Genomic DNA, 22,530 nt, shown 5'->3' on the forward strand with positions numbered 1-22,530 from the left:
GTCGCGAGAGGGGAAGACGATGAGGCCTCGTCGGGGCGCTACCTTGTCAGGAAGAGCCCAGTTGGCTTGATCGGATTCCTGATACCTAGTCTTGAACGAAAACCGCCAGATTGAACGTCGGGTCCGCTATCCGCCAGGGGCCGCAATCACGCCATCGGGATCGATGCCGTCGAATAGGTCGACAAAGTTTCCCATCCCGAGGTCCGATACAATGCCCGGCCAACCGCTGTTGCGATGAGCAGTTCGTGCAGGTTTAGATCACGACGCGCCTCGCGCAGGGCGGTCATCAGCGCCCGGCCAAGCCCTTTCCGGCGGTGGTCGAGAGCTGTCAGGACTCGGTCGAAAACAAACGCTTCCGCGGTGTCGGCCGCAAATCCGCTCGTCGGGACTCTCCAACTTTCGCAACGACGCACCGTCGTCATGAAGTCCCCGGCAAGGTCCACGTGCCACCTTCCGGGGAGCGCTGACCGCAGAGCATCGGGTGGACTGCAGACCTTGAGCAGATGGCCTGGGCGGCTAACCCGTTGAGCCAATTCGACAAGGACAGTACGATTGGAGATTCCGTACGGTCTGTTCACTGCGATCGGTGGCCGATTGGGCTTCTGCTTGATCACGGATCGACCAACGAGCCCACGCCTTTCCAGCGCTAAGCGGGGGCACTGTCGCATTGCCCTTCCGATCCGACCGCGTCATTGTCGCGCACTCAGGGGAGAATGGTGTGCGCGACAACATCTGGCGAGCGTATGGGCTGGCAATGCTGCTCGGGTCGACGGCGGCGAGCGCCCAACAACTGCCGCCCCCCGCCGACTCGCCGACCGCGGGTAGCGCGCAGGGGGACGTGTCGGTCACCATCTACAATAACGACATCGCGCTGGTGCAGGACGTACGGTCGCTGGCCCTGGCAGACGGGCGGGTGCGGCAGAGCTTTCCCGACGTGAGCGCGTCGATCAGGCCGGAGACGGTATCGCTGACGGTGCCCGATGCCGCGATCGTCGAGCAGAACTTCGACTATGATTTGCTGAGCCCGTCGAGCCTGATGGAGAAAGCGGTGGGCGAGACGATCACCCTGGTGCGCACCAACCCCGCTACCGGTGCCGAGACCCGCGACCGTGCGAAAGTGTTGGCGGTCAATGGCGGCGTCGTCATCGAGGTGAACGGTCATGTCGAGGTGTTGCGCGACGACGGGCTGCCCGTGCGCGCGATCTTCGACCGGGTGCCCGATGCGTTGCGAGCCCGTCCGACATTGTTGGTGACGCTGGCCAGCACGCGTGCGGGATCGCGCCCGGCGACGCTGTCCTACCCGGAGCCGTGGGCTAGGCTGGAGTGCCGACTATGTCGCTTTGTTCGACGACAAGAGTGGGACGGTGGACGTTCAAGGCTGGGTGACGTTGAAGAACACCAGCGGCACGACGTTCGGCAACGCCAGAACGTTGCTGGTCGCTGGCGAGGTCGGCAGCACGGATGATAACGGGGACGGCAATTACACGCCGCGCCGCCGCCGCATGACGACGACTCTGCCTGGAACCGAAAGTACCGCGCGCGGGCAGCTCGGCGACTTCTATCTGTATCCTTTGCCCGAGCGCACCACGATCGCCGACAAGCAGACCAAGCAGGTCAGTTTCCTCGACGCAAAGGGCGTTGCGGCAAGCGCGGGCTATCGTTTCGATAATGGCTGGCTGGGCAGCTCAGACGAGCCACGAAGCGCGCAGTCGGTGCTCCGTTTCAGCAACTCGGGCGCGGCCGGCCTGGACGACGCGCTGCCGGCGGGCGTAGTCCGGGTCTATGTCCGCGACGCGCGTGGCCAACCACAGTTCACGGGCGAGAACCGTATCGAGCATACTCCACAAGGATCGACGATCGCGCTGCCAACAGGCGATGCCTTCGACGTGAAGGTGCAGCCGACCACCGTATCGCGTACGCGGCAGGGTGACAGTCGATGGCGTACGGCGATGCGGTATACGCTGACCAATGCACGCGGCCGACCGGTGACGGTCGAGCTCGTGCAGGGCGGTCTCGACGGGGGCGACGTACGCGTCGTTGCGGATAGCGCGAAGGGCGAGCGTCGCGACGCCGGCACGATGACGTGGCAAGTCTCAGTGCCGGCCAACGGCACCGCGACGGTGACTGTGACCTTCGACACCCGCTACTGATGCGGCGTATGCTGCTCCTCGCGCTGCTGGCGGGCGTGTCGTTGTCGGGAGGGGGCGGAAGCGCAGACTCGGACGGCCATCGTTACGTCGTCCGCGCCCGATCACGTCGCCTTGACGGTATACCGCTCGCCTTACGGCAAGGGCGCGATGAACCTGCGGTATCTCGGTGGCTTCGCCCTGGTGACGGAGACCCGGCGCGTACGCTTGCCGCGGGGATCCGCAGTGATCCGGTTCGAGGGCGTGGCGGAGGGGATCGTCCCGGTCAGCGCGATTGTCGACGGCCTACCTGGCGGCACGATCGAAAAGAACCGCGACGCCCGCCTGCTGTCGCCCGCCTCGCTGGTCGATGGCACGCTTGGTCGCGAGGTAACGCTGACCCGCACCGACAAGGCGAGCGGAAGGTTGGTGAGCGAACCCGCGACGATCGTTGCCGGCCCGACACCGGGGGTTATCCTGCGCACGACTGCCGGGATCGAGGCGTTGCGCTGTTCGGGTCTGGACGAGCGGTTGAACTTCGCGCGGGTGCCAGCGAGGCTGTCGAGCAAGCCGGTGCTAAGCGTAACGACGACCAGCCCGACGGCGCGCACGGTCACGGTGCGACTCTCCTATCTGTCCTCGGGCTTCGACTGGCGAGCGAGCTACGTCACGTCGCTTGCCGCCGACGGTCGCACGGTCGACCTGTTCGCTTGGCTGACTCTCGCCAACGGTAATCCGGAAATCTTCGCGAACGCGGACGTTCAGGCTGTCGCAGGCCGGCTCAACCGCGTCGCGGTTCCGGCGATCCCTGCGACGGCTGGTGCGCTGCGATTGGTCTGCTACCCGCTCGGCACGACGACCTCCGACCTACGGCAAAAGCAATTCGAGCTGGCCGAAGAGATCGTGGTAACCGGATCGCGAGTCATGGAGTTCGCGCTATCTGCGCCGGTTCCGGCACCACCACCGCCACCGCCACCGCCACCGCCACCGCCACCGCCGCCGCCACCCGAGGACCTGGGCGACCTCAAGCTGTACCGCGTGCCGATGCCGACCACCGTCGCGGCCAGGGGACAGAAGCAGGTTGCCCTGATCGTTCAAAAGGCGGTGCCGGTCGAACGGCGCTACCGGCGCGCAGTGTATCCCGGGCAACAACTCGACGGTGTGCCGACGTCGATCGTGCTGGTGCTGAAGAATGATAAACAGCACAGCTTGGGCGTGCCGCTGCCCGCCGGCAGCACTGCGCTCTACGCGGAGCAGGCAGGCGGGCGATTGCTTCTCGGTTTGGGAACGATCGGCGACCGCACAATTGGCGAGACGGTTCGTCTGGGCGCCGGCGTTAGTAGCCGTGTGACGCTAACCCAGGCAGTCGCCGTGCTGAGGCCCGCCGGGGGCGCTGGCATCAGGAACCGCGGGTTCGCACGAGGCCGTCGTGACGGCGAGCAACGGCAACTTGTTTCCCGTGATGCTAGACGTGGCGATTGGCGCCGCGGGCCAGGCGATCGAAGCCGACGGCGAGGAGGTTCGTCGTATCGACGGAATTTCTACTTGGTCGCCGCTGCTGCCACCGGGTGGCAAGGCCGTATTGCGTTACCGCTACTGACGTCCTGAGCTGACCAGCACGAAGGCCGTTGTCTTGGGCGGCAATGTTGGCCTTGAGCGAACACTGTGCCGAACGACTCAACCGGTAATGAGATGGAGGGTGCGGGTGGCGGGGGGCGATGGTGACGCCGCGGCCCCAGTCGAAGGCGAAGAAGTCCTGTTCGACGCCGTCCGCGAAGATCACCCCGCCGTCGTTCATCCGCGACGTGACCGCGAGTGGCTGGCCCGCGAGCTTGCCGGCACGAAGCGAGGTTGCGGTCGCCACGCTGGGGAAGGGTTCACGCACGAAGAACCCGACTGCGCGCTCCTGCGGATCGAGGGGGAGGGCGGCATGCGTCGCCTCCATGATCGAACGCGCCCAGCCCGTCGCGCCGGTCCCCGATGCGACGATCAGCCCGCTCGATGAGTGGTCCTCGGCCTGGTCGCCGCAGGTGATCCGGTAGCGCGCAGACTGGTGGCTGCGATGACCGACGAACACCTCGTTCAGCGCCAGCAGCCGCTCGCCGGTATCCAGCCGCGCCTCGACCATCGTCCGTTGCTCGGCCGGCGCTGCACCTGCAACGCTTGCAGGTAGCAGCGCCGCCAGGCGGGCAAGCGGCACGCGCACCAGGACGCCGTCGTACAAATCGGGAGCGGGGTTGAGCCCGAGCACGGGCTGCCCATCGAGATACTTCGCGACGTTGGCGACTAGTCCGTCCTGCCCGACGGCGACGATCACGTCCTCCGGGCCGAACAGGAAGCGGTCCAGGTCGGCACGAGCGACACTCGCCTGGCGCCAGTCGTTGGGGACGAGCGAGCGGGCTTCGTGCAGAGTGGCGTGGAACCGGCGGTGCCGATCCTCGATCACGTCGATGTCCTGGCCCCGCGTATCGAGAAAGAACTTCGCCTGCCCACGCGTCGCGTGCCGCGCGAGCAGGAGGTCATAGTCGGTCTCGCGGGTGACGAAGACCGCGCGCGGGGCGTTGGTCGCCATCAGCGGGGCAGCGCAGTCTGAGCCGTCGGGGTCGGCTGTGCATTGCGGAATTCGCCGAGCACGGTGGCGAGCAGATCGGGCGTTATGTTCAAATGCTCGATCGTATCGAGCTTGCCCGCCAGTTCACGCGCGGCGAGTCCGAGCATAACCCCCGGCGGCAGGTCCCGGTAGATCGTCATCCGCGCCTGCTCCGCTTCCGCCTTGGCACTCTCGACCGTGCGGATCCGCTCGGCCTCCGCCCCCCGCCTCGACCTGCTGCGCCTCGGCCAGACCGGTGGCGCGGTTGCGTGCGTTCTCGGCCTCCTGCGTAATGAGCAGCATCTCGCGGCGTGCAAGCTCGGTGCGGTTGGCGAGTTCGTTCTCGGCGATCGCGCGTTCCTTCTCGACCGCGAGCGCGCGGCGTTCGAACGTCGCCTGGTCGGCCTTCTGTTGCAATGCCTCGAACGTCGGAGTCTGGAGCGCGCGTTCGAGTTCGCTCGATGGCGCGAGGTTGGTCAGGCGAACCGCAGTGACCGCGATGCCGATTTCGTTCAGTGCCGGATCGTTGGCGAGCGCAGCCTCGAGCTGGTGGCGCAGCGGCTCGGGACCGGCATCGAGCAGCGCCCGCACCGAGCCCTGCGCGAGATATTGCAGCGCCGCCTGGTTGACCAGCCCCGCGAGCCGGGTCTCGATCCGCTGGATCGGTTCGCTCTTATAGGCACCGGTGAGCAGGCCCAGGCTGAAATCGACGCGTGACGCGAGCAATTCGGGATCGGCGACGTGCCAGGTCAGAGTTCCCTGGATCGCCACGCTCTGGAAGTCCTGGCTGCGGCCCTTCACGAAGATCGCCATCTCGCGGTCGTCCATCGGCAGTTCGGCGATGCTCGCGGTCTCCGGACGGAACCAGAAGACCAGCCCGCGCCCGCTCTGCTTCACCTTGCCGCTGCGGTAGCGGATCACGTGGTTGCTCGCATCGCTGCGCAATTGGGCGAGGAAACCGAGGTTCTTGATCGAGGCCATGACGGTTACTCCTGTGTCGAATGGTGGCGGAAGAGTTCGGCGGGACGGAACGATGCACCGGTCTCGCGTTCGCCGGTCGCCACCAGCGTGTTCGTGGCAAGCATGCGGCGGCGAAAGGCGGGCTTGTTGAGCGATTTTCCCAGGATCGTCTCGTGGACGTCCTGAAGCGCCCGAAGCGTGAAGCGTTCGGGTAGCAGTGCGAAGGCGACATCCGAATAATCGAGCTTGCCCCGTAGCCGCAGCATCGCGAGCCCGAGCATGTCGGCATGGTCGAACGCCAGTGGCAGCGCGCCTCCGTCCTGCGATCGTGCCGCGACCGGACCCCCGGTCTCGCCGGACCAGGGGACGATAAGTTCGGCCAATGTCAGGTCGGGCGCCGCCTTCAGCGCGGCTGCGAAGCGGGCAGGGGGAAGCAGTGCGAAGTACGCTACGCTGATCACCCGGGTGCGCGGGTCGCGGTCGACCGTGCCGAACGTATAGAGCTGTTCGATATAGGCGTCCGCCATCCGCACTTTCCTTTCGAGCACGCGGTGTGCCGCGGCATCGAGGCTCTCGTCGATGCCGACGAACCCACCGGGCAGCGACCACGCACCAAGGCAAGGATGCTCGGAACGCTGCATGAGCAACGCGGCGGGCCTGCCGTTGACGACGCTGGCCAGGATCAGATCGACTGCAACCGATGGGCGCTCGTACCGGTGTGGATCATACCCATCGAGAAACGCAGTCTCGTTCATCTCACACCCATATATCCTTCTGGCGTATTAGTAATATGCCAAAAGGATATATGTCAAGGTGGTCGGGCGCGGGTTGATGAAGGTTTAGGCCTAGACAAGGGGGTTCAGCGTATTCCTGCAAGCGCCGTCAAAGATGACGATCAGAAGGCACCGGCGGGATCTCGCCTAAGTGCGGTTCACCCGAACATGGCGAGGGGCCAGGGCCGCGATATCGTTCACGCCTGCCAGGGTCATCGTGCGCTCGAACTCCTCCGTGAGCAGGGTCAATACGCGGTCGACGCCTGCCTCTCCGCCTGCCGCCAGGCCGTACAGATAGGGGCGCCCGATCGAACAAGCGGTCGCGCCTAGCGCCAGCGCCTTCACGATGTCTGCGCCGCGCCTGATGCCGCCGTCGCAGATGACGTCGGGCGCACCGCCGATGGCATCGCGCACTGCCGCGATCTGGTCGATCGGCGCAGGCGTGCCATCGAGCTGGCGACCGCCGTGATTGGATACCATCACGCCGGTTGCGCCCGACGCGATCGACCGGCGCGCGTCCTCCGGCGTCATCACGCCCTTGATTGCGAGCGGCCCGTTCCACTCGCGTGCGAGCCATTCGACGTCGCGCCAATTGACCGAGCGATCGAACTGGCCGCCGATATAGTCGAACAGGCTCATCGGCCCCGATGCGAGCGCGTCGATCTTGTGGCTGACGTTCGCGAGATCGAATTTCGACCCCGTCAGCGCAGGCAGCGACCATGAGGGGATGACGTGCAAAGCTAAGGAGGGACTTGAGCGTCAGCTTGGGCGGCAGCGACAGTCCGCTGCGCCGGTCTCGCTCACGGTTGCCGGCGACGGGCGTGTCGACGGTCAGCGCGAGCCCGTGGAAACCTGCATCCCGGCAGCGCGCGACGAACTCCGCTGTCAGGCCGCGGTCCTTGAAGATGTAGATCTGGAAGACCTTCGGCCCAGAAAATGCCTGGGCAAGGTCTTCCAGCCGCGTCGTTCCCATCGTCGACAGGCTGTAAAGGATGCCATGCCGCGCGGCAGCGCGCGCGACGGCGAGTTCGGCGTGGCCGTGGAACATCCGGGTAAGCCCGGTCGGCGCCAGCATCAGCGGCCAGCGCGATGACTGTCCGAACAGCGTCGTCCCGGTCCGGATTGCCGAGACGTCGTTCAAGACGTCCGGCACCAGCTCGTAGTTCGAGAAAGCGCCGACGTTTCGGTGCAGCGACACCTCGTCGTCGGCGCCACCATCGATATAGTCGAAGATCGGGCGCGGCAGCCGCTTGCGCGCCATCAGGCGCAGGTCGGCAACATTGTTCGCCCGTCGAAGTCGCGTCATGGTTTTGCGCTCATTTGCGTGCCTCGCCCATTACAAGATGAAGTCCCGCGACGTTAACGCGATGGTGCCGCTCAGCCGGATGATGGAATCGGGTAACAGGTCGCCGTCGAGGTTGACCATCACCAGCGTAGCACCGTCTTCGAACGCTATGCGGACTTGGCCCGGTCCGGTGAACGGCGCTGTGCCTATGAACTTGAGTGGCAGCACGGCGAGCGCCGACAAGTCGATGCGATCGCCCTCGGACTGCGAGAAGTCGGTGATACGATCTTCGCCGTCTGGCGAGGTGCCGCTATCGTTGCGATCGAGATAGACGAAGCGATCGGCGCCAGCCCCGCCTGTCAGCACGTCGCCGCCGCCATGGCCGATCAGCCGGTCTGCGCCCGCCAGTCCCGCGACCCATTCGGCCTTGCCGCTGCCGTCGACCGTCAGCGGCATACCGCCCGCCGGTCCGTAGGTGGGGGAGATCGAATCGCCCGTCTTGAACTGTGCGCTGAGCGCGCGTGTTGCCGCCTTCTGGTCGGCCGCCGACAGCCAGTCGGGCAGGCCGAGCGCGGCGGCGTAGGTGGTCGGCCAGTGCGCGCCAATGACGTCGATCGCGGCGCCGAGGCCGGGCAGCCCGGTGAACGCGGGCAAGTAATTGTTGATGCCGATCCGTACCACGCCGTTCAGCAGTACCGGATCGTTCGCGGCGGTGAAATCGACCATGCGCGTCGCCGCCAACTCCGGGTCGACCCCGAAGTGCGCTGCGGCCGAGGCGAGCCAGTTGGGCGCGCCGAATGCGAGGAAGTCGGACCGCGCGTCGGTTGCGACCACGCCGTGGGTCTTGAGCGCATAGGCCAGGATATATTGGGTATAACCGGTGCCCAGCGAATGCCCGGTGACGTGAATGCGCGCATTGGCATAGCGCGGATCGTTCAGCAGCCGCTCGTAGACCTGCGTCGCGCGTGTCGCCTCGTCGAGGGGAATGCCCGCGAGTACCGACTCGCCCTGGACGGCGTCGAGCCCCTGCGCGCCCGCGAAGGCGAGGATGACGTCCGTGACCTGACCATTGCCGTCAACCTTGTCGACGATGCCGTCGAAGAAGTCGCCGTCGCTGGTCCGTTCGACGCGCGCGTTGACGTAGCCGCCGCCGAGGACGATCGGCGTGGTGAGCAACTGCCAATAGGCTCCGAACCACACGCGATCCTGCAAGGTTACATGGCTGGGTAGACCGCACTTGGTCGTACCTGGTGCGGGTTCGGTCGAGCCGGCGGAGCTGGTGAGCGCAGTGCAGGGTTCCGGGGCTGATGCGGTCGAGGCGGGGGGGTGACGGCGTGGCTACCGATGCATCGACGGCGCCGCTGACGATACGAATTGGCGCCGATCCCGACTCAAGTCCCGATCGTGCGGACAGGCTCAGGGTCCCCGCCATCGCCAATCCGGCGCCCGCCACGATCGCTACTGGTAGCAGAAGCTTTATCACCATCGCTCTCCCACGCCATACCGCCTCGCCGATGTTCGGGATGGCAAACGCGGCGGGATGACGTCGTCCCGACGCGTCTCCCCGCAATGATTCGGATCTCAGGGGAGCGCTCGCAATCTGCGCGCGTTCGGCACAAGCGGCGAAACCATTTGCTGTGCCCGTCCGCTGCATGGCTGTGCCCACCGAGAAGCATACGGCGCGGCAAAACAGGTTTTCGCGTACGCTTGCGAAGCGGTGATCGGCGGCAGGGGAATAAACGCGTGGGTGTACGTCATCGACTGATCGGCAAGGCGGCGCGGCTGGTCTGGCGTATCGGCAAGCCGCGCACGATCGGTGTTCGCGCGCTGCTGCTGGACCGGGACGGGCGGGTCGCGCTGGTACGGCATACCTATGCCGATCACTGGTATCTTCCGGGCGGAGGCGTGAAGAAGGGCGAGAGTATAGCCGCCGCGCTGTTGCGCGAGCTTGCCGAGGAAGTGGCGATCGCCGATGCGGTGATCGAGCGGGTGCTCGGCGTCTATCACAGCCGCGGGGGAGGGCAAGGACGACCACATCGTGATCTTCGTCGTACGAACCGCGGCGAGCGGTGTTCTCGCCCTCGCCGACTTGCGGGAGATCGAACAGGCGGGCTGGTTCCCGCTGGGCGACCTGCCGGAGACAACATCGCCGGCGACACGACGGCGCATCGCCGAATACCAGCAGGGCGCGACCGGGACCGGGGCCTGGTAACGCGGGCGCTGGTCGGCCCACCGGACTGCACGATAAAAGCAACGATGCGCATAACGTGAGTTCGCGACGTACTTTGCCGGACTGCTACCTTAGTCCTCCGACCGCGGCTGCGGATCGGGAGGAGAGAACATCGTGAGCCAACCCATCGTCTCGACCGCCGACGGTATCGTGCAGGGGAGTGCCGCGGGCGACGTGCGGCGGTTCCTCGGCGTGCCCTACGCCGCGGCGCCGGTGGGCGCGAACCGGTTTGCGCCGCCACAACCGGTCGTGCCGTGGCAAGGCGTGCGCGACGCAACGGTGACCGGCCCGAATGCGCCGCAGCGGACCAAGGCGTTTCCCGGCCTCGATACCGTACCACTGATCGGCGAGGGCTGGGCCCCGGGCGACGACTATCTGACGGCGAATGTCTGGCGGCCCGATGACCACCGGACGGGCCTGCCGGTAATGGTGTTCATCCACGGCGGCGGTTTCGTGATCGGCAGCAAGGATGCGCCGGTGCAGGACGGCAGCACGTTCGCGCGAGACGGCGTGATCTGCGTCGCAATCAATTACCGGATGGGCGTGGACGGCTTCCTGCCGATCCCGGGCGTGCCGACCAACCTGGGTTTGCGCGATATGATCGCGGCGCTGACATGGGTACGGGAAGGGATAACCGCGTTCGGCGGCGATCCGGGCAACGTCACGGTGTTCGGTGAGTCCGCGGGTGCCATGGCGATCGCCGACCTGATCGCCTCGCCGCTCGCCAGGGGATTGTTCCGGCGCGCGATCGTCCAGAGCGGCCATGGCGGGATGACGCGCTCGGTCCCGGTGATGCAGCGGCTGGTGAAGAAGCTCGCGAAGATCCTGAAGATCACTCCGGACGCGACCGGCTTTAGCAGCGTGCCGTACGGCGCATTGATCGACGCGGTCGAGGCGGTATCGGCACCCACTGCGCGGATCGACCTGCGCGATGAGGCGGGCCACGAACCCGTGTTCGGGATCAGCCGCTTCGTCCCCGTCCACGGCGACGACGTGCTGCCGGAACGTCCGCTCGATGCGCTGGCGAACGGCGCGGGCGCGGAGGTCGATCTGCTGATCGGCACCAATGCCGAGGAGATGAACCTGTATCTCGTTCCCACCGGCGTGCGTGACAAGATCGGGCGGTTGTTGGCGACCTATGTTCTCCACAAGTCGCAACCGCATGCGCGCAAGGTGCTGAAGGCCTACGGGATCGGGACGAAGGGCAGGAAGCCGGGGCAGGCGCTGACCGATGCGATGAACGACCTCGTCTTTCGCTGGCCCGCGCGGCGGTTTGCCGAAGCGCACAAGGGGCGCACGCACATGTACGAGTTCGACTGGCGCTCGCCAATGTTCGGCGGCGAGCTAGGCGCGTCGCACGGCATGGAACTGCCGTTCGTGTTCGACGCCTTGGCGTGTGCGACCGGCGAGCAGGGTCTGTGCGGACCCAATCCGCCACAGGATCTGGCCGAACGGATGCACGCGCTGTGGATCCGGTTCGCGACCGACGGCCGCCTGCCCTGGGTCGAATTCGATGCCGAGACGCGGCAGGTCTATTCGCTTGTCCGGCAGGAGGCGCGGCATGAGGCCGTCATGCCGGCCGCACCCTTCCTGCCCTGAGGACCGACGATGTATCTCGAACGACTGAAACTGACCGGCCGCCGTGCGCTCGTGACGGGTGGCGCGGCGGGGATCGGCCTCGCCTGTGCCGAAGCGCTGGCGGAGATGGGCGCGCACGTGACGATCGGCGACCGCGACGAGGCGGCGATTGCAGCCGGACAGGCGGCGCTCGCGGACAAGGGCTATGCGGTCGACGGTATCGCGATGGACGTGACCGACCCGGCACGCGTCACCACCGTCGCGGACCAGCTCGGGGCGATCGACATCCTCGTCAACAATGCCGGCATCGCGCGCAGTGAAACCCCAGCGGAAGACGTCGCCGACGAGCATTGGCTGAACGTGCTCGACGTCAATCTCAACGGCACCTTCTGGTGCGCGCGCGCCTTCGGCCGGCACATGCTGGCGGCGGGGAAGGGCGCGATCGTCAATGTCGGGTCGATGAGCGGGTTCATCGTCAACCGGCCACAGCCGCAAAGCTATTACAACGCATCGAAGGCCGCAGTGCATCAGCTGACCAAGAGCCTCGCCGCCGAATGGGCGCCGCGCGGCGTCCGCGTCAACGCGGTTGCGCCGACCTACATCAACACCGTCCTCAACAGCTTCGCGGATCGCGAGGGCGAAATGTACAAGCGCTGGATCGACGGCACGCCGCAGGGCCGTCTCGGCGAACCCGAAGAAGTCGCGTCGATCGTTGCATTCCTAGCGTCGGATGCGGCGAGCCTGATGACTGGCAGCATCGTCCTCGCCGACGGCGGCTATAGCTGCTGGTAACGCACCGATCGGCGAACTACACGAGCCGGACGGCATAGCGCGCAACCTTTCATACAGGTAAGCTATCGGATAGCTCTGACTGTAGAAGTAGCCGGCGATGGATCGGCGCTCTAAAGGGATGAGGATCCAATGCGCTTCAAGACATTGCTCGCCGCAGGATGCGCCGCCGCCGCCTTCACTACCGTGCCAGCCGTCGCTCAGGACGCTGCCGTATCAGCGACGCAGGACGCCGCCGATACGGCCAAGACCGCAACGTCCGTCAGCTCCGATGACATCGTCGTCACTGCCCGCCAGCGCCAGGAGTCGCTGAAGGACGTGCCCATCGCGGTGACCGCGATCACCGGCGATCGGCTGGAAGGAACTGCAGGTCAACACGGTAAAGGACATCGCGTCCTACACGCCGGGCCTCAACATCAATTCGGACAGCGTGGGCCGCGCGTTCGTCTCGATCCGCGGCATCGGTACGACGCTGATCGACACCGTACAGCCGGGCGTCGGCATCTTCATCGACGGCGTCTATCAGCCGAACACCTCCTACCTCAACTCGCCGATCGTCGACGTCGCGCGGATCGAAGTGCTGCGCGGACCGCAGGGGACGCTGTTCGGCAACAACACGCTGGGTGGCGCGATCAACGTCATCACACGCCAGCCGGGCAACGAGTGGGAAGGGCGGTTCGACGCCGCGGTCGCCGGCACGGACAATTACGCGTCGGTCTCGGGCTCGGTCAGCGGCCCTATCGTGCGCGACCTGCTGCAGTTCCGCCTGGGCGCGTCCTATCATGAGCAGGACGGCTTCATGCGCAACACGCTGACGATCGGCGACATGAACCCGCTGAAGCAGCAGAGCGTCGGCGGCACGCTGCGCTTCACGCCGGCGGATTGGGCGGTGTTCACCGTCAACGGCAATTACGACCAGACCGCGGGCGGCAGCACGTCGTATATCCATGTTGCCGGGCCGACCGATTACCGCCTCGACGGCGCGACCAACGTCCTGAACCGCGCGGTGATCGACTATTACGGTGCGAGCGTGAAGGGCGAGTTCGACGCCGCCTCGCTCAAGACCAAGATCACCGCTATCGGTGCCTACAACCAGAAGAACGTCGCCGGAATCAACGACGGCGATTTCGGCCCCGTCGACCTTCTCCGCACCCGCGGCGGTTCGACCTTGAAGACCAAGACCGCCGAACTGCGCTTCGATACGCAGTGGAGCGACGCGTTCTCGACGTTGATCGGGCTGTACGGCAACCGCTACACGCAGACGAGCGACCAACTGACGACGATCGATTTCCGCGCGCTGCTGGGACCGACCTTCCCGGCGCCGGCCTCGACCACGCCGTCGTCGACCTATGTCCGCAACGACACGCGCGCGATCTTCGCCACCGCGTTCCTGAAAGTCGGCACGCTCGATCTCGCGGTAGGCGGCCGTTACGATCACCAGAAGCTGGTCGCGAGCCAGGTCAACGGCATCACGCCGTATACGGCGCCCGAGTACAAGAAGGACCAGTTCCAGCCGCGTGTCACGCTGACGCAGCACTGGACGTCGGCTGTGATGAGCTACGCCTCGATCGCCAAGGGTATCCGCGGCGGTGGCCAGAACGGTCCGGGTACGCGGCCGGAGGATGCGACCTACAAGGGTGACAATGTCTGGACCTACGAACTCGGCACCAAGTTCGATGCGTTCGACCGTCGCCTGACGATCAACGCCGACGTGTTCTACAACGACTATAAGGACTTCATCGGCCAGAACTCGCTGGCACCCAACACCAGCGGGGGATTCGTCGCGATCAACCTCAACACCGGCACCGTCGAAAGCTACGGCGCCGAAGTGGAGGCGCATCTGCGCGTGACGAACCAGTGGCGGATCGATGCCGGCGCATCCTATCTCCATGCCCGCATCACCGACGACAGCCAGTATTTCGCGACCACCGGCGTCCACGTATCGAGCGACCGGATCATCTTCACACCCGATTACAACTTCAACTTCAACACGACCTACACCGTGCCGGTCGGCGCCAATGCGGTGCTGCTCGATGCTGGCATCTTCGGCAAGGGCAGCCGGATCGGCTCCTCGCTCGACCCCAATGTGGCGCCGAAACTATCGGCCTATGCGATCACCAATGCGTCGCTCGGCTTTCGTTTCTCCAGCGGCCTGACCATCACGGCGTTCGGCACGAACCTGTTCAACACCAAGTTCATCGAGAGCTATATCGACAAGTCGGCGCTGGTGCGGGCCGGGCTCGCGCCGCTGGCGTCGAACCTCGCCATCCAGGGCGACCGCCGCCGCTACGGCGTGCGCGCGAGCTTCCGGTTCTAGGATGACCATGCATTTCGACCCCATAGAGCGCGCACCGCTCAACCCGGCGTTCGTCGCGGCGCTCAAGCAGCGGTTCGGCGATGCGCTCCAGATGAGCGACGCGATGCGGCTGCACCACGGCAGTAGCGAGGCGCATTTCGCACCGATGCTGCCCGACGCGGTCGTCTTTGCGCGATCGACCGAGGAGGTGGTCGATCTCGTCAAACTGTGCACCGCCGCCAAGGTGCCGATCGTTGCGTTCGGCGCGGGCACCTCGATCGAGGGCAACACGCTGGCGGTGCACGGCGGTGTCTCAGTCGACCTGTCGGAGATGACGCAGATCGTGTCGATCAACGCCGAGGACTTCGACTGCACGGTGCAGGCGGGGGTCCGCCGCGAGCAGCTGAACGAGCATATCCGCGACCTGGGGCTGTTCTTCCCGATCGATCCCGGCGCCAATGCGACGATCGGCGGGATGGCCGCGACGCGGGCGAGCGGGACCAACGCGGTGCGCTACGGCACGATGCGTGAGGCAGTCTTGAGCCTGCGCGTGGTGACGCCCGACGGCCGCGAGATCCGCACCAGCCGCCGCGCGCGCAAGTCGGCGGCGGGGTATGACCTGACCCGGCTGTTCGTCGGCTCCGAGGGGGACGCTCGGCATCATCACCGAGGTGACGCTGCGGCTGCACGGCATTCCCGAGGCGATCTCGTCCGCGGTGTGCAGCTTCGACACGCTGAACGGCGCGGTCGATACGGTGGTGCAGGCTATCCAGATCGGCGTGCCGCTCGCTCGCGTCGAAATTCTCGACGACATGCAGATGAAGGCGGTCAACGCCTGGTCGAAGCTCGATTACCCCGAACTGACGACGCTGTTCTTCGAATTCCACGGCTCGCCGCGCTATGTCGACGAACAGGCCGAGACGGTGCGTGAGCTGGCGGCGGCAAACGGCGGCGGCGATTTCCGCTGGTCGAACCTGCCCGAGGAACGTTCGAAGCTGTGGAAGGCGCGGCACGAGGCGTATTACGCGGCGGTCAACCTGCGCCCCGGCGCGGTCGGTTGGGCGACCGACGTGTGCGTGCCGATCAGTCGCCTGGCGGAGTGCATCGGCGAGACCAAGGCCGATTTGCAGGCGTCGTCGGTCCCCGCAACGATCCTGGGGCATGTCGGCGACGGCAATTTCCACGTCGTCTTCTCGATCGATCCGGAGTCCGAGGCGGAGCTCGCCGAGGTGTCGGCGATCAACGCACGGATGGTCGAGCGTGCGCTGGCGATGGATGGCACCTGCACCGGCGAGCACGGCATCGGCATCGGCAAGCAGGATTGGCTGGTCGCGGAACTGGGCGATGCGGTCGATCTGATGCGGACGCTGAAGCATGCGTTGGATCCGCACAACCTGTTCAATCCGGGCAAGATCTTTGCGTTCTGAACTACTCCCCTCCCTGGAAGGGAGGGGGCTGGGGGTGGGTCGGCTTATTGGCAGGCGCTAGAGTGCGCCCGAGCCGACCCACCCCCGACCCCCTCCCTTCCAGGGGGGGGGAAGAAGGACTTGATATGGACAGCCTGCACCTCGTCGACCCTACGCTCCGCCCACTGCTGGATATGTTGCCGCGGATATCGCTCACAGACGACATCCTGCCGGCGATGCGTGACCGGCCCTCGATGTTTCCCCGGCCGACGAGTCGCTGGCGACGCTGGAGATCCATACGGTTCCAGGGCCTGCCGGAGCCCCGGATATCGACCTGCACGTCTTCCGCCCGGTGGGCGTCACTGGCGTCCTGCCCTGTATCTATCACATCCACGGCGGCGGCTATGTGATGGGCAAGGTCAGCGATTACGATCCGCTGGTCCGTCCGCTGATTGCCGACCTGCAATGCGTCATGGTGTCAGTCGAGTATCGCCTCGCGCCCGAGACGAACTTTCCGGGGCCGATCGAGGATTGCTATGCCGGGCTCGCCTGGACGATCGCCCATGCCGAGGACCTCGGAATCGATCCGACCCGGCTCGGCGTGATGGGGCAGAGCGCAGGTGGCGGGTATGCCGCGGCGCTGGCGCTGATGGTGCGCGACCGTGGTGAGTATGCGCTCGCGTTCCAGCACCTGATCTACCCGATGCTTGACGACCGGACCTGCACCGCCGCGCCGCATCCGTACGCCGGCGAGTTTATCTGGACCGCGCAGAGCAATCGCTTTGGCTGGACCTCGCTGCTCGGCCACGCGCCCGGTGGCGACGACGTTTCGCCCTACGCCGCACCTGCGCGTGCGACCGATCTCGGTAACCTGCCGCGGGCCTATATCGCGACCGGCGCGCTTGATCTCTTCGTCGACGAGGACATCGACTACGCGACGCGGCTGATCCGCGCGGGCGTGCCGGTCGAGCTTCACGTCTATCCCGGTGGCTATCACGCCTTCGATGTCTTCGCCGACGGTCCGGTATCGCAACAGGCGCGCCGCGACAGCCACGAGGCACTGCGCCGTTCGCTTGCATAAGGATCTCCCATGACCGATTTCGCCCGACCGATCGAGGCAACCTCGCCGCCGTTCGCAAGGACGCTGTTGCCGTTGCTCGCGCTCGCGCTGGCGATGGCGGTCGGCTTCACGATGATGGGCTCGTTCGGGACGGTGCAGGAGGGCGCGAAGGCCGAATTGCACCTCAGCGATTATACGCTGAGCCTGATCCAGGGCTTGTCGGCGGCACTGCCGCTCGCGATGTTCTCGATCCCGATCGGTATTCTGGTCGATCGCTACAACCGCGTGCGGATGATGATCGCGCTCGCGCTCGTGTGGACGCTGGGGACGGTGCTCACCGCGTTCGCGCAGGGCGTGCCCGTGCTGTTCGTCGCGCGCATGCTGACCGGGATCGGCACGACCGGCGCCTTGACCGCAGCGCTGTCGCTGTGCGCCGACTTCTGCGTTCCAACGCAGCGGGGCAGGGGCCATGCTGATCGTCAACCTCGGCAAGTCGCTCGGCGTTGCGCTCGCTTTGGGCTTGTCGGGCGAGCTGTTCGGCCTGTTCGCGCATGGCGGCGCACCGACATGGTTCGGAGGCATGATGCCGTGGCGCAGCGTCCATCTGGGCCTCGCGGTCATCAGCGTGATCGCGATCCTGCCGCTGTTCCTGCTGCGCGAACCGGCGCGGCAGGAGGTCGCGGCGGGCACGCACGCACCGTTCAAAATCGTGGCTGGCGAACTTTGGGCACGTCGCGTGTTCCTGATCCCGTTGTTCATCGGCCAGATCAGCGTGGTGATGGCCGATGCCGCCGCGGGGATCTGGGTCTCGCCGGTCCTGTCTCGCAATTTCCACCTGCAGCCCGACCAGTTTGCCGGATGGATGGGCACGCTGCTCTTTGGCTCGGGCGTAGTTGGTGCGATTGTCGGTGGCCTGTCCGCCGACCGGGGGCAGAAGAGCGGACGGCGCGGTGGCCTGCTGATCGGTGCGATCGTTGCCGCGGCGGTCGGCGTGCCTGCAGCGTTGTTCCCGATCATGCCCTCCGTCCCGCTGTTCGGGGTCGCGGTCGGCCTGCTCGTGACGTGCGGCGCGGTGACGGGCGTGGTGACTTCGGTGGCGTTGACCGTGCTGATCCCGAACGAACTGCGCGGGTTGTGCATCGGCGCGTTCATCGCGATCGCCGGGCTGATCGGCTACGGCCTCGCACCGACGCTGGTCGCTGCGGCAAGCGGCATGCTGGGCGGCGAGGCGCATCTCGCGCAGGGCCTCGCGATCGTCGGCGTAGTGACCAGCGCGATCTCCGTCATCGCCTTCACGATGGCGATGCGTCGCGCGCCGGTATCGGCAACCGCCTGACCTGTAAGATAGCTGTTGCGCGAGCTATCCGATAGCTGCATGATCGACCCAATCCCGGCAATCGGGAACAGGAGATCGGTGTTGGGCGAGGGTAGCATGCAGAAGGAACGGGTCACGGTGTCGCCCGAGATGGCGGCCTTCATCGGCGAGGGCTTGGTCGACCCGGCGGCTGTTTCCGCCGACGCGGTGGTCCTGTGCTTTACGCTCGGCGAGGACATGCCGGCGCAAGTCACGGTCACTACCGGCACGGTTCCTTCGGAAGAGCGCGCGATCCTGGTCCTTGCGGTCGAACGTGGCGCCTGCCTGCGGGTCTTCGATTACGCGCCCGACGCGAACATCGCGTGCCATCTGCCGAGCGAGTTGCGGATGATGGTCGCCGCGATCCTCGATTGCACGCTGCCCGAACCCTGGCGCAGCACGCATCGTTCGGCAAAATGCATCGAGCTACTCTCCAGCACGTTCCAGCGGATCGTCGAGGACGACCTTGTCCCTCTCGCGGGTGCCGGGCAATTGTCCGCCCGCGACAGCCAGCGGATCGTCGCGGCGAAGCGGATGATCGACGAACGCTGGGGTGAGAAGATGACGCTCGACTCGATCGCGCGCGCCTGTGGCCTGAACCGTGCGAAGCTCACGCGCGGCTTCCGCGACATGTTCGCTTGTACGGTCGCCGACGCGCTGCTCGACCGGCGGCTTGGGGCGGCCCGTCAGCTGCTGATCGCGACCGACCTGCCGGTATCGTCGATCGGGTACCAGTGCGGCTATCTCAACAACGCCAGTTTCACGCGGGCTTTCTCGCGGCAGTTCGGCACGACACCGTCCTCGCTGCGCGCACCGCGGCTCGCGGCATGAGCGCGGCGAGCCTGCGGCTGGTCGAAGGCGGCTCGCTCGTCGACCAGGCGGTCCACGCGGTCCGCACGCATATCCGCGCCAATGACATGAAAGTCGGGGACACGCTGCCGTCCGAAGGGCATTTCGCGACCGAATTGGGTGTCAGCCGGCCGGTATTGCGCGAGGCGTTCGGCGCGCTGGCGGCGTTGCGGCTCATCGACGTGGGCAATGGCAGGCGCGCCCGCGTTGCCGCGATCGACGGATCGGTGATGGCGACATCGCTCGATCACGCGGTGGCGACGGCGCAGATCTCGATGGTGCAGATCTGGGACGTGCGCCGCACGCTGGAACTGCGCACCGCCGAACTCGCCGCGATCGAACGCACCGACGACGAGGCGCGGACGATCATTGGTTTAGCCGAGGCGATGGAAGCGGCGGGCACCGATGTCGATGCGCTGACCCGCCACGACATCGCGTTCCACCAGGCGATCGCACAGGCGGGGCGCAACATGCTGTTCCTGCAGATCGTCCGCTCGTTCGCACCGATGATGGTGCACGCCGTGCCCGCCGCCTGGGCAACGCGAACCACCGCACGGCAGCGTACCGCCGTGTTGGCGCACCATCACGACCTGGCAAGAGCGATCGCCGACCGTGACCCGAAAGCGGCGATCGCAGCAATGAGCACGCATTTCGTCGCGTCCATCGGCGATCTTTTCGCGCGTCTTTGAGGTGCGCCTAGCCGACATCGTTTTCTCCGGCGTCGGTAACTTTTGAATCTTTCGACTTCGGCGCGTACGCGCGGGCGTTGGCATCATCTACCGCATGGGACCTGATCGCAGCGGCCGCTGCCATGTCAAAAGCGACGGGTGGAAGAGCAAGAGACCGGACATGGCTGGCTTCGCTACCCTTCGCATGCCATTCGCCGTTGTTCGTTCCTCAGCGGCATGCAACATGATGCGTTCATGTTTTTCGGTCTAGCATCTCCACTTCGACGATGGACGACATTCAAGGACGACTGATGCGCGCACCTCGGCTTTCCTGCCTGTTTTTATCGAGCATCGCCGCTAGCCTCCTCGTTGCGACACCGGCGACCGCAGACTCGATTGCGCCTACCGGGCTCGAACGCGTGTTGAGTTTGCTGGTCGCGGAACGCTCCGGTGACTACGGCATCGCTGCCCTGGACCTTCGCGACGGCTCGACCGCGTCCGTCAGGGGTGACACGCCGTTTCCGATGGCGAGCACGGTCAAGATCGCGATCGCCGCCGCCTACCTTGCCGATGTCGATCAAGGTCGCCGCACCCTCGGCGATATGATCGTCGGTCGTCCCGCCGCGAAGGTCATGGAATTGATGATCGTCCATAGCGACAACCAGGCGACCGACCAGTTGCTTGCCGCTCTCGGGGGGGCCCGTCGCTATCCAGCAGTGGCTGTCGTCGCACAGGATTACCGGCATCCGAATGGACCGGACCATTGCCCAGTTGCTGAGGGAGCGTGGTCACCTTGCCGACAGCAAGGATGTTGCCACGCCGATCGCGATGGTCACGTTGTTGAACAAGCTGGACAACGGCACTGTCCTGGCGGCACAGAGCCGTCAATTTCTGCTCGAATTGATGAGCCGCTGCCAGACGGGCACGCGCCGTATCCGCGCCCTGCTTCCCGCGGGTACCAGGGTGGAGGACAAGACCGGTACGCTCGACGGTATCACCAATGACGTCGGGTTCATCACCATGCCTGACGGCCGCCGCGTCGCGATCGTGGTGTTCGCGCGAGGGGGACGCGACCGCCAGCCGGTTATCGCCGAAGTCTCACGCGCGATTTACGACTATTTTGCCGATAGCGCCCGCAACGCGCTCGCGCTCTTCATGCAAATGCGGTGACCTAGGTTTAGTTTCCGGACTGCTACGAACTGTGGGCGGCACAGTTTTGCCAAACCGCAAAGCATGTATCTTCCTAGGCGGAGGTGTCAGAGGGGCGACACCGATGCGCGTATGGTTACGCGCGTCGTTGCCACCGCACCGAGCACCATCAGCGCGCCGCCGAGGTACAGGATGTTGCGCGGTTCGCCGCCCAACAGCGAGTGGTAGAACAATGGCACGGTCAGGCTCTCGATGATCATCGGGATGACGATGAACATGTTGAAGATGCCCATGTAGACGCCGTTGCGCTCGGGCGGGATCATGTCGATCAGCATGATGTACGGGTTGCCCATCATGCTCGCCCAGCCGATGCCGATGCCGAGCATCGCGACGAACAGCGCGGGCTCGGTGCGCAGGCCGGGGATTGCCAGCATCGCCACGCCCGACGCGAGCAGGCACGCGGCATGCGCGTTCTTTGCCCCCAGCGGCGCGCGACCGGCACCAGCGCGATCGCGGCGACAAACGCGACGGCGTTGTAGAACGCGCCGAGCTGGCCGACGGTGAGCACGGTATCACGGAAAGCCTCGCTCTTGGCGTCCGACGTGCCGTGCAGCGACCGTGCGACCGCGAAGGTGATGAACTGCCAATAGGCGAACATCGCATACCATTGGCACAGCATCGCCAGCGCGAGCTGTCGCATCGGCTTGGGCATCTCGACCAGCGCGGTCTTCAAGTCTCGCAGCGTGCCGCCGAGCGTCAGCGGCTCCTTTGCGAGGCGCATCTTCTCTTCTTCAGGCAAGGGCAGTTCGGGCACGCGAACGACCGACCAGACGATCGTCGCCAACGACAGCACCGCGCCGATGAGGAACGCGATGCGCGTGATGTCGGGAATGCCGTTGCCGTCGATCGCGTCCTTGTTGAAGCCGATCCACACCAGCAGCGACGGCGCCAGATACGACAGCGTCTGCGCGAGGCCGGTGAACGCCGACTGCGTCAGGAAGCCGGCGGCGCGCTGGTCGTCGGGCAGGCGGTCGCCGACATAGGCGCGGTATGGCTCCATCGTCACGTTGTTCGCCGCGTCGAGCACCCACAACAGGCTCGCCGCCACCCACAAAGTCGGGCTGTACGGCATTGCCAGCAGGCACAGGCTGCACAGTATCGCGCCGATCAGGAAATAGGGGTGCGGCGGCCGATCCGGGTCGAGGTCCGGTCGCTCATCGCGCCGATCAAAGGCTGGATCAGCAGGCCGGTCATCGGCCCGGCGAGCCATAGCAGCGGCAGGCTCGCCTCGTCAGCACCGAGATAGCCGTAGATCGGCGCCATGTTGGCCTGTTGCAGCCCGAACGAGAATTGCAGCCCAAGGAAGCCGAGGTTCATCTCGATCAGCCGCATCAGCGAGAGGCGGGGTTTGGTCATG

The 22,530-nt window shown here is 65.8% G+C and carries 17 protein-coding genes and 6 pseudogenes; 14 read left to right on the plus strand and 9 right to left on the minus strand.

The annotated features are described in order from the left end of the window. Positions 1-146: 146 nt before the first annotated feature. A complete protein-coding gene (locus NHF48_RS04075; protein WP_253070343.1) occupies positions 147-443 on the minus strand; it encodes a GNAT family N-acetyltransferase in 297 nt (98 codons plus the stop codon). A gap of 311 nt (positions 444-754) precedes the next feature. Between NHF48_RS04075 and NHF48_RS04080 the strand changes: the two are divergent. Together NHF48_RS04080 and NHF48_RS04085 are read left to right on the plus strand one after the other, a co-directional pair. Further along, positions 755-2,150 (plus strand): annotated as a pseudogene (locus NHF48_RS04080) (DUF4139 domain-containing protein). A 111-nt stretch (positions 2,151-2,261) separates the two neighbouring features. Next, positions 2,262-3,734 (plus strand): DUF4139 domain-containing protein, encoded by a 1,473-nt coding sequence (locus tag NHF48_RS04085; protein ID WP_253070344.1) that lies wholly within the window; start codon positions 2,262-2,264, stop codon positions 3,732-3,734. Positions 3,735-4,697: 963 nt separating this feature from the next. On the opposite strand, the gene NHF48_RS04090 is transcribed toward NHF48_RS04085, so the two are convergent. The 6 genes and pseudogenes from NHF48_RS04090 to NHF48_RS04115 form a co-directional block, all read right to left on the minus strand. Further along, the gene (locus NHF48_RS04090) at positions 4,698-4,844 is read right to left on the minus strand and encodes a hypothetical protein (protein ID WP_253070345.1); all 147 of its coding nucleotides are present in this window, start codon (positions 4,842-4,844) and stop codon (positions 4,698-4,700) included. After that, positions 4,822-5,697 (minus strand): SPFH domain-containing protein, encoded by an 876-nt coding sequence (locus tag NHF48_RS04095; RefSeq protein WP_253070346.1) that lies wholly within the window; start codon positions 5,695-5,697, stop codon positions 4,822-4,824. The genes NHF48_RS04090 and NHF48_RS04095 overlap by 23 nt, the downstream gene beginning before the upstream one ends. A gap of 5 nt (positions 5,698-5,702) precedes the next feature. Further along, entirely contained in the window at positions 5,703-6,431 is a 729-nt protein-coding gene (locus NHF48_RS04100; RefSeq protein WP_253070347.1) for an NUDIX hydrolase, read from the minus strand. Positions 6,432-6,596: 165 nt separating this feature from the next. Then, positions 6,597-7,187, minus strand: a complete 591-nt coding sequence (locus NHF48_RS04105; protein ID WP_253070348.1) for an alpha-hydroxy acid oxidase — start codon at positions 7,185-7,187, stop codon at positions 6,597-6,599. Between the two features lie 25 nt (positions 7,188-7,212). After that, positions 7,213-7,755: pseudogene (locus NHF48_RS25770) on the minus strand (alpha-hydroxy acid oxidase); the annotation flags it as partial. 30 nt (positions 7,756-7,785) lie between these two features. Then, entirely contained in the window at positions 7,786-8,946 is a 1,161-nt protein-coding gene (locus NHF48_RS04115) for a M10 family metallopeptidase C-terminal domain-containing protein (protein ID WP_253070350.1), read from the minus strand. A 531-nt stretch (positions 8,947-9,477) separates the two neighbouring features. Between NHF48_RS04115 and NHF48_RS04120 the strand changes: the two genes are divergently transcribed. From NHF48_RS04120 to NHF48_RS04130, 3 genes are all read left to right on the plus strand, one after another. Continuing rightward, positions 9,478-10,005 carry an NUDIX domain-containing protein gene (locus tag NHF48_RS04120; RefSeq protein WP_253070351.1) on the plus strand — a complete coding sequence of 176 codons (528 nt, stop codon included), beginning with the start codon at positions 9,478-9,480 and terminating at the stop codon, positions 10,003-10,005. A 73-nt stretch (positions 10,006-10,078) separates the two neighbouring features. Continuing rightward, complete coding sequence (locus NHF48_RS04125) at positions 10,079-11,563, plus strand: carboxylesterase/lipase family protein (protein ID WP_253070352.1); 1,485 nt, start codon at positions 10,079-10,081, stop codon at positions 11,561-11,563. Between the two features lie 9 nt (positions 11,564-11,572). Beyond that, complete coding sequence (locus tag NHF48_RS04130) at positions 11,573-12,334, plus strand: SDR family NAD(P)-dependent oxidoreductase (protein WP_253070353.1); 762 nt, start codon at positions 11,573-11,575, stop codon at positions 12,332-12,334. A 213-nt stretch (positions 12,335-12,547) separates the two neighbouring features. On the opposite strand, the gene NHF48_RS04135 is transcribed toward NHF48_RS04130, so the two are convergent. Then, positions 12,548-12,721, minus strand: coding sequence for a hypothetical protein (locus tag NHF48_RS04135; protein ID WP_253070354.1), 174 nt, complete (start codon positions 12,719-12,721; stop codon positions 12,548-12,550). A gap of 25 nt (positions 12,722-12,746) precedes the next feature. Here NHF48_RS04135 and NHF48_RS04140 point away from each other — a divergent pair, with 25 nt between their 5' ends. From NHF48_RS04140 to NHF48_RS04180, 9 genes and pseudogenes are all read left to right on the plus strand, one after another. Continuing rightward, complete coding sequence (locus NHF48_RS04140; RefSeq protein WP_253072332.1) at positions 12,747-14,648, plus strand: TonB-dependent receptor; 1,902 nt, start codon at positions 12,747-12,749, stop codon at positions 14,646-14,648. 1 nt (position 14,649) lies between these two features. Then, positions 14,650-16,054: pseudogene (locus tag NHF48_RS04145) on the plus strand (FAD-binding oxidoreductase). Between the two features lie 331 nt (positions 16,055-16,385). Beyond that, a complete protein-coding gene (locus tag NHF48_RS04150; protein ID WP_253070355.1) occupies positions 16,386-17,114 on the plus strand; it encodes an alpha/beta hydrolase in 729 nt (242 codons plus the stop codon). A 114-nt stretch (positions 17,115-17,228) separates the two neighbouring features. After that, a pseudogene (locus NHF48_RS04155) lies at positions 17,229-17,498 on the plus strand (MFS transporter); the annotation flags it as partial. A 64-nt stretch (positions 17,499-17,562) separates the two neighbouring features. Further along, entirely contained in the window at positions 17,563-18,429 is an 867-nt protein-coding gene (locus NHF48_RS04160) for an MFS transporter (protein WP_253072522.1), read from the plus strand. An 81-nt stretch (positions 18,430-18,510) separates the two neighbouring features. Continuing rightward, positions 18,511-19,278 (plus strand): helix-turn-helix transcriptional regulator, encoded by a 768-nt coding sequence (locus NHF48_RS04165; RefSeq protein ID WP_263816706.1) that lies wholly within the window; start codon positions 18,511-18,513, stop codon positions 19,276-19,278. Then, positions 19,275-19,985: a FadR/GntR family transcriptional regulator gene (locus tag NHF48_RS04170; RefSeq protein ID WP_253070357.1), complete on the plus strand. Its 711-nt coding sequence runs from the start codon at positions 19,275-19,277 to the stop codon at positions 19,983-19,985. The genes NHF48_RS04165 and NHF48_RS04170 overlap by 4 nt, the downstream gene beginning before the upstream one ends. A gap of 290 nt (positions 19,986-20,275) precedes the next feature. Further along, positions 20,276-20,602, plus strand: a pseudogene (locus tag NHF48_RS04175) (serine hydrolase); the annotation flags it as partial. A gap of 112 nt (positions 20,603-20,714) precedes the next feature. Next, positions 20,715-21,134: a serine hydrolase gene (locus tag NHF48_RS04180; protein WP_253070358.1), complete on the plus strand. Its 420-nt coding sequence runs from the start codon at positions 20,715-20,717 to the stop codon at positions 21,132-21,134. 86 nt (positions 21,135-21,220) lie between these two features. Here NHF48_RS04180 and NHF48_RS04185 read toward each other — a convergent pair. Next, positions 21,221-22,529 (minus strand): annotated as a pseudogene (locus NHF48_RS04185) (MFS transporter). Between the last annotated feature and the right edge of the window lies 1 nt (position 22,530).

Source organism: Sphingomonas sp. H160509, from assembly GCF_024124765.2.
GTDB lineage: Bacteria > Pseudomonadota > Alphaproteobacteria > Sphingomonadales > Sphingomonadaceae > Sphingomonas.

Bases quoted from the DNA above. Each gene is read 5' to 3' on its own strand.
- NHF48_RS04090 (WP_253070345.1), bottom strand. From the start codon at position 4,844: ATGCTCGGACTCGCCGCGCGTGAACTGGCGGGCAAGCTCGATACGATC.
- NHF48_RS04095 (WP_253070346.1), bottom strand. From the start codon at position 5,697: ATGGCCTCGATCAAGAACCTCGGTTTCCTCGCCCAATTGCGCAGCGAT.
- NHF48_RS04100 (WP_253070347.1), bottom strand. From the start codon at position 6,431: ATGAACGAGACTGCGTTTCTCGATGGGTATGATCCACACCGGTACGAG.
- NHF48_RS04130 (WP_253070353.1), top strand. From the start codon at position 11,573: ATGTATCTCGAACGACTGAAACTGACCGGCCGCCGTGCGCTCGTGACG.
- NHF48_RS04135 (WP_253070354.1), bottom strand. From the start codon at position 12,721: ATGTCCTTTACCGTGTTGACCTGCAGTTCCTTCCAGCCGATCGCCGGT.
- NHF48_RS04160 (WP_253072522.1), top strand. From the start codon at position 17,563: ATGCTGATCGTCAACCTCGGCAAGTCGCTCGGCGTTGCGCTCGCTTTG.
- NHF48_RS04170 (WP_253070357.1), top strand. From the start codon at position 19,275: ATGAGCGCGGCGAGCCTGCGGCTGGTCGAAGGCGGCTCGCTCGTCGAC.
- NHF48_RS04180 (WP_253070358.1), top strand. From the start codon at position 20,715: ATGGACCGGACCATTGCCCAGTTGCTGAGGGAGCGTGGTCACCTTGCC.